This window comes from Roseomonas rosulenta, from assembly GCF_016106005.1.
GTDB classification, from domain to species: domain Bacteria; phylum Pseudomonadota; class Alphaproteobacteria; order Acetobacterales; family Acetobacteraceae; genus Neoroseomonas; species Neoroseomonas rosulenta.
Map to the genome: position 1 here is coordinate 1 of NZ_JACADR010000256.1, position 6414 is coordinate 6414.

At 73.1% G+C, this 6414-nt stretch carries 6 protein-coding genes; 5 read left to right on the plus strand and 1 reads right to left on the minus strand.

Features of this window, described 5'->3' with window-relative positions:
- Positions 1–27 precede the first annotated feature (27 nt).
- From HW578_RS21260 to HW578_RS21280, 5 genes are all read left to right on the plus strand, one after another.
- Positions 28–1287, plus strand: a complete 1260-nt coding sequence (locus HW578_RS21260; protein ID WP_198372718.1) for a vWA domain-containing protein — start codon at positions 28–30, stop codon at positions 1285–1287.
- Positions 1284–1616 carry an XdhC family protein gene (locus HW578_RS21265; protein WP_198372719.1) on the plus strand — a complete coding sequence of 111 codons (333 nt, stop codon included), beginning with the start codon at positions 1284–1286 and terminating at the stop codon, positions 1614–1616. Before HW578_RS21260 ends, HW578_RS21265 begins: the two co-directional genes overlap by 4 nt.
- Positions 1613–2347, plus strand: coding sequence for an XdhC family protein (locus HW578_RS21270; RefSeq protein ID WP_198372720.1), 735 nt, complete (start codon positions 1613–1615; stop codon positions 2345–2347). Before HW578_RS21265 ends, HW578_RS21270 begins: the two co-directional genes overlap by 4 nt.
- Complete coding sequence (locus HW578_RS21275; RefSeq protein ID WP_198372721.1) at positions 2344–3996, plus strand: NTP transferase domain-containing protein; 1653 nt, start codon at positions 2344–2346, stop codon at positions 3994–3996. Before HW578_RS21270 ends, HW578_RS21275 begins: the two co-directional genes overlap by 4 nt.
- Before the next feature lie 71 nt (positions 3997–4067).
- Positions 4068–4685 carry a hypothetical protein gene (locus tag HW578_RS21280; RefSeq protein WP_198372722.1) on the plus strand — a complete coding sequence of 206 codons (618 nt, stop codon included), beginning with the start codon at positions 4068–4070 and terminating at the stop codon, positions 4683–4685.
- Between the two features lie 38 nt (positions 4686–4723).
- Here the strand turns inward: HW578_RS21280 and HW578_RS21285 are convergent.
- Positions 4724–6414, minus strand: a 1691-nt coding sequence (locus HW578_RS21285; protein ID WP_198372723.1) for a glycosyltransferase family 61 protein, incomplete at its 5' end; no start/stop codon positions are given.

Below are 6414 nucleotides of genomic sequence, written 5' to 3' on the forward strand. Positions count from 1 at the left end.
CATCGCGGCAACGCGCGCAGGCGCGCGATGGCGCTGACGCCGGACCGCGACGCCGCGCGCATCATCGGTGCGGCGCAGGCGCGCGCGGCGGGTGCCGCCACCGCGCCCGGCGGGCATCTCGCCTCGAACCTGCTGGCCTTCACGCGGCTGCTGCGGCGCACCGGCCTGCCGCTCGGCCCAGGCGAGGCGATCGCCGGCCTCGAGGCCCTGACCGAGATCGACCTCGCGGAGCGCCGCCAGGTCCATGCCGCGCTGCGCGCCGTGATGGTCCATCGCCGCGAGCATTTCGAGATCTTCGACCAGGCCTTCCAGCTGTTCTGGCGCGACCCGGAGGCCGCCGCGCATGCCGCCGCCATGGCGCTGCTGGATGGCAACAAGCCGAAGGACGAGAAGCCGCCCCCCGCGTCGCGCCGCCTGGCCGAGGCGCTGCAGCAGAACGCACCGAAGCCGAAGCCGCCCGAGGAGACGCCGCCGCAGCACGACATGACCTTCACGGTCAGCGAGCGCGAACGTCTCCAGCAGATGGATTTCGAGGCGATGTCCGCCGACGATATCGCCCGGGCGAAGCAGGAGATCCGGCGCCTCGCGCTGCCGCTCGACGAACAGCGCACCCGCCGCTTCCGCCCCGACCCCTTCGGCCCGGTCACCGACCTGCGCGCCACGGTGCGCGAAAGCCTGCGCACCGGCGGCGAGATCCTGGACATCGCGCGGCGCCGGCGCGTCACGCGCCCGCCGCCGCTGGTCGCGCTCTGCGACATCAGCGGCTCCATGTCCCGCTACGCGCAGATCCTGCTGCATTTCCTCCATGCCGTCGCCAATGACCGCGATCGCGTGCACAGCTTCCTGTTCGGCACGCGCCTGACCAACATCACGCGCCAGCTGAAGCACCGCGACCCGGAAGTCGCCTTCGAGATGATCTCGCACATCGTGCAGGACTGGTCGGGCGGCACGCGCATCGGCGAATCGCTGGCGCTGTTCAACCGCCAGTGGGGGCGGCGCGTGCTGGGCCAGGGCGCGGTGGTGCTGCTGATCACCGATGGGCTCGACCGGGAGGGGGCGAAAGGGCTCGCGGAAGCCACCGAACGCCTGCGCGGGTCCTGCCGGCGGCTCATCTGGCTCAATCCCCTGTTGCGGTTCGCGGGCTTCCAGCCCAAATCCCAGGGCATCCGGGCGATGCTGCCCCATGTGGACGACCACCGCCCGGTGCATAACCTGAACAGCCTGCGCGAGCTGGTCGCGACCCTGTCCGACCCCCATGCCGCGCAGCGCGGGAGGATGGCGGCATGACGACCGACACCACGCAGTCCGAGGACATCCTCGCCATCGCGGCGGAGTGGCGCGCGGCGGGCGAGCAGGTCGCGATCGCGACCGTGGTCGAGACCTGGGGCAGCAGCCCGCGCCCGGCGGGCTCGCGCCTGGCGGTCACCGCCTCGGGCCGGCTGATGGGCTCGGTCTCGGGCGGCTGCATCGAGGGGGCCGTGGCCGATGCGGCGAAGCAGGCGTTGGCCACGGGCCGCCCGCAGCTGCTCGACTTCGGCGTCTCCGATGAGCGCGCCTGGGAAGTGGGCCTGTCCTGCGGCGGCAAGGTGAAGGTCTTCGTGGAGCCGCTGACATGAAGGCCGACACCCTCGCGCGTCTGCAGGCCGAGCGTGCGGCGCAGCGCCCGGTCGTGCTGCTCACCCGCCTGTCGGATGGCGCGCAGCACCTCTGGCCGCAGGAAGCCCTGCCCGGCGCCCTGGCCGAGGCGGCGCGCGATGCGCTCGGATCCGAGAAGGCCGCGACCGTCATGCTCGACGGCGAGGCCTGGTTCATCCACCCGCACAACCCGCCGCTGCGCATCATCGTGGTGGGCGCGGTGCACATCGCCCAGGCCATGGCGCCGATGGCCGCCCCGCTCGGCTTCGAGCTGATCGTGGTCGATCCCCGCCGCGCCTTCGCCACCGCCGAACGCCTGCCGGGCGTGTCGCTCAACACCGACTGGCCGGACGAGGCGATGGCGGCCCTCAGGCCCGATGCGCGCTCGGCCGTGGTGACGCTCACGCACGACCCCAAGCTCGATGATCCCGCGCTGGATGCGGCGCTGCGCAGCCCCGCCTTCTACATCGGCGCGCTGGGCAGCCGGCGCACCCATGCGAAGCGCGTCGCGCGCCTGCGCGAGCTCGGCCATGGCGACGACGCCATCGCGCGCATCCATGCGCCGGTCGGCCTCGACATCGGCGCCGTGACCGCGCCCGAGATCGCGCTGTCGGTGATGGCCGAGATCGTTGCCGCCCGGCGCGGCGCGGCGCTCGGCGCGCCGCGGCCGGCGCCCACCGAAGGCCGCATCAGCATCGGCATCTCCGCATGATCTTCGGCCCCACGCCGCTCGAGGAAGCCAAGGGCGCGATCCTGGCGCATTCGCTGCGCCTGCCCGCGCGCGTGCTCAAGAAGGGCACCGTGCTGGACGACGACGCCGTGGCCGCGCTGAAGGAGGCCGGCAAGCGCGAGGTCGTCACCGCCCGCCTCGAAGCCGGCGACGTGCCGGAGAACGAGGCCGCGGAGCGCCTCACCACCACGCTGACGGCGCCGCTGGTCGCGCGGTCGCGCGCCGCCACCGGCCGCGTTAACCTGCTGGCCGAGACCGCCGGGCTGCTGGTGATCGACGCGAAGCGGATCGATGCGATCAACGCAGTCGACGAAAGCCTGACCGTCGCGACGCTGCCCAACCACACCCCGGTCACCCCGCGGGAGATGATCGCGACCATCAAGGTCATCCCCTTCGCCGTGCCCGGCGCGGTGCTAGGCGTGGCCGAGGCGGTGGCGCGCGCCGGCCGCGGCCCGGCCTTCGCGGTGCACCCCTTCCGCCCGCTCAAGGTCGGCCTGGTGCTGACCGAACTGCCCGGCATCAAGGAAAGCGTGATGGAGGGCGCGGTGGAGGCGACCGCCGCGCGGGTCGAGGCGCTGTGCGGCAGCCTGCTGGCGGTCGAGCGCGTGCGCCACGAGGAAGCGCCGGTGGCCGAGGCTCTGTCGCGCCTGAAGCGCGCGGGCGCGCAGCTGCTGCTGGTCGCCGGCGCCTCGGCGGTGGTGGACCGGCGCGATGTCGGTCCGGGGGCCATCGTGCGCGCCGGCGGGCGGATCGACCATTTCGGCATGCCGGTCGATCCGGGCAACCTGCTCTGCCTCGGCTATGTGGGCGACATCCCGGCCATGGTGCTGCCCGGCTGCGCGCGCAGCCCGAAGCTGAACGGCTTCGACTGGGTGCTGCAGCGCATCTTCGCGGGCGTCCCGGTCGCCGCGGCCGACATCATGGCCATGGGCGTGGGCGGCCTGCTGAAGGAGATCGACGTCCGCCCCCTGCCGCGCGACCAGGCCCCGCGCGTGGCCCCGCCGGCGATCGCACCGCGCCGCGCGCGCACCGTCGCGGCGATCGTGCTGGCCGCCGGGCGATCGCGCCGCATGGCGCCGCTCAACAAGCTGCTGGTGGCCGATGCGCAGGGCACCGCGATGGTGGCGCGGGTGGTGGACAACGTCATCGCCTCCCACGCGCGGCCGATCATCGTGGTCACCGGCCATGAGCGCGACCGGGTCGAGGAGGCGCTGGCTGGCCGCCCGGTCATCTTCGCCCATGCCGACGACTATGCCGAAGGTCTCTCGGCCTCGCTCAAGGCGGGCATCGCAGCACTCCCGCCCGAGGCCGAGGGCGTTCTGATCTGCCTGGGCGACATGCCGCTGGTGGCCGGGCCGATGCTCGACCGCCTGATCGCCGCCTTCGACCCCGAGGAAGGGCGCGCCATCGTCATGCCGACCTTCCGCGGCAAGCAGGGGAACCCGATGCTCTGGGCGCGCGAGTTCATCCCCGAGATCATGACCATCACCGGCGATGTCGGCGCCCGCCACCTGGTCGGCCGCCACGGCGACCGCATGGTCGAGGTCGAGATGGCCGACGACGCGGTGCTGCGGGACTTCGACACGACCGATGCGCTGAAGGGGCTGCCGGGCGCGGCGCGCGCAGGGTGAAGGGCGGGGAGCACCCGTGACGGCACGGGCTGGGCTGTGGCAATGAGCGGTGTCAGACGGGTTGCAACGAGATGATGTCCTCCCTGCGCTTCGGCTTCGTCGTGCTGTCGATGCCGAAATGCGCCTCGACCTCCCTTCAGCAGGCGCTGACCCCGGTCTGCGACGCGCGCTTCAAAGATCACATGAAGCATGTGGACCTCGCCTTCGTGGAGACCTGGGTGCTGCCGATGCTGCGCGCACGGCGCGCCCCGGCAGCCTTCGAGCCGCGCATATTCTGCCTGATGCGCGAACCGATCGACTGGCTGTATTCCTGGTACCGCTATTCCTGGGATGAGGCCGGCCGGCCGCAGGCGGGGCGCGGTGCGACGGCGGCCGCCTATCCTGACTTCGCCGCCTTTCTGGAGGCCTATTTCTCGCCGCGTCCGCCGCGTGTGGGCGGCGTGCTGCGCCAGTCGGACTTCCTGCGCGGGTGGGACGGGCGGACCGGCCGCATCGAGCTGTTCCGCTTCGAGAGCCACCGCCGGATGATCGACGAGCTCGAACGGCTGGGCGGCCAGCCGCTCGAGATCAAGGTGACGAACCAGTCGAGGGCGCGGCGCGATGCCGACTTCGCCGGCGTCGACATGGCGGGGCTGCGGGCTAGACTGGCGGAGGAGTACGCGATCTACGAGGCGATCGCTGCGGAGTAAGGCGGAGCGCGGCGCCTCGCGGACGCCGGCAGGTGCCGCTACACGAGAAGGCGGGCGGCGACGGCCGCCGGATCGCGCAGCCGTATCGTGACGCGCGCCCCGGTGCCCGTTATCGGATCCGCGCCCACCGTCAAGATCTCCTGCGCCATACCCTTCGCCACCGCGATCGATTCGAAGGTCCGGCGGAAATGCGGTGGCAAGCCGCGGTCGAGGATGCGCACCCGCGCTGGCGCCTGCTCAAGCAGCAGCAGCAGGTGGAAGGCAGAGCCCATGAAGCCGGCGACCTCCTCCGCCTCGGCCAGCGCGCGCATCTGTTCCGCGAGGGTCATCCTCTCGGGCGCGATGATGCGCCAGCCCCGCTCGGCGAGACACTCCTCCACTGCCACCTCTCCCTCGATGCGCGCCAACGCATCGGGGAGCTGCGCGCGTGACAGCCAAAGCCGGCAACCAGGCTGCCGCCGGGACGGCACCACGCCGAGCGCGGCGGCCTGGTCCGCCTCGAAGCTCCCACCGACTTCGGCGGCCTGACGCGCCACCAGCAGTTCCCCGACGGTGACCGTGGCATCGAGCACATGCGTCGCCGGCGCCGCGAGGCCGAGGATGCTGAGCACCTCGGCCTGCGCCGCAGGCGGGCGCCGCCCATGGCGGTGCCAGAGCACCGGCAGTCCGGGGTTGCGGCGCAGAAACCAGGCGCGCGACAGGCTTTCGATCAGGAAATGCCCGAAATGCGGCAACAGGATTCCGCCATAGGCGAAGCGACCCTCGAGATGACGCAGCACCGGGCCCGGCTCGGCGCCGCCCAGGCGCCAGCCGCGCCGCACAAGGTCACCTTCGGGCACGGAGGCGCCGGCCGCATCGAGGATCGCCGTCCGGAATGGAACGCCCGGCGCGCCCGTATGGCCCGGCGGCACCAGCGTTGCGCGCGCTACGGTTTGCACGCCTGGCATTCGCGGCACATCGGCCCGCATGGGTGCCATCGCGTCCCGAGCCGCAGTCTCCAGTACGGCCTCGCGCACCCCGAGGCCTCGGAGCCCGGCCGCCCTCCTGGCGGTCCCGACCGGCGCGAAGGCGCGCGAGATCGTTGACGGCACCTCGGCGACCGGCGGTGCGCTGCCATCCGCCTCGATCACGATGCGCGCGGCCTCGAGCGCCAGCTGGTCGATCCACCACAGCCGCGCTCCCTCGCCGCGCCAGAACCAGTCGATCGCGCCGGCGACTGCCGCGGCGAAGCGCCGCCCGTGCGGGCCGCCGGGGATGAAGACCAGCCCCGCCGCGAGCCGCCGCCAGGGCAGGTAGCCCGAGGCGCTGCGCGCGCGGATCCGCAGCAGCACCTGGTCCGATGCGGCGGCCTGGGCCAGCGCCTCGATCGCCCGCGGGTCCGGCAGCGGTGCGCTGTCCGCGTCGACCAGCAGGACCGAGCATCCGAAGCGCTCCATCACCTCCCGCGCGACGAGGAACCGGGCGCAGGCGTAGAAGGCAATGTCCTTCGCCTCCGGCTCGGCCCAGGTCAGGGCGAGGCGCGTGCCGCAGGCCGAGGCTTCGGCCGCGAGGCCGGCCGCGATCTCCCGCGCGGTCGCCTCGGCCGCCACCAGATGAAGGTGCATGCCGAGCGCCTGCTGCCCGGCCATGCCGCGCACCAGCCCAGGGCCGAAGGCGCGGGCGTAGCGCGCATCGGCCGCCGCGCTGACCACCAGCCGCGGCATGTCGGAGGGCGGCGCCCCGATCGGGC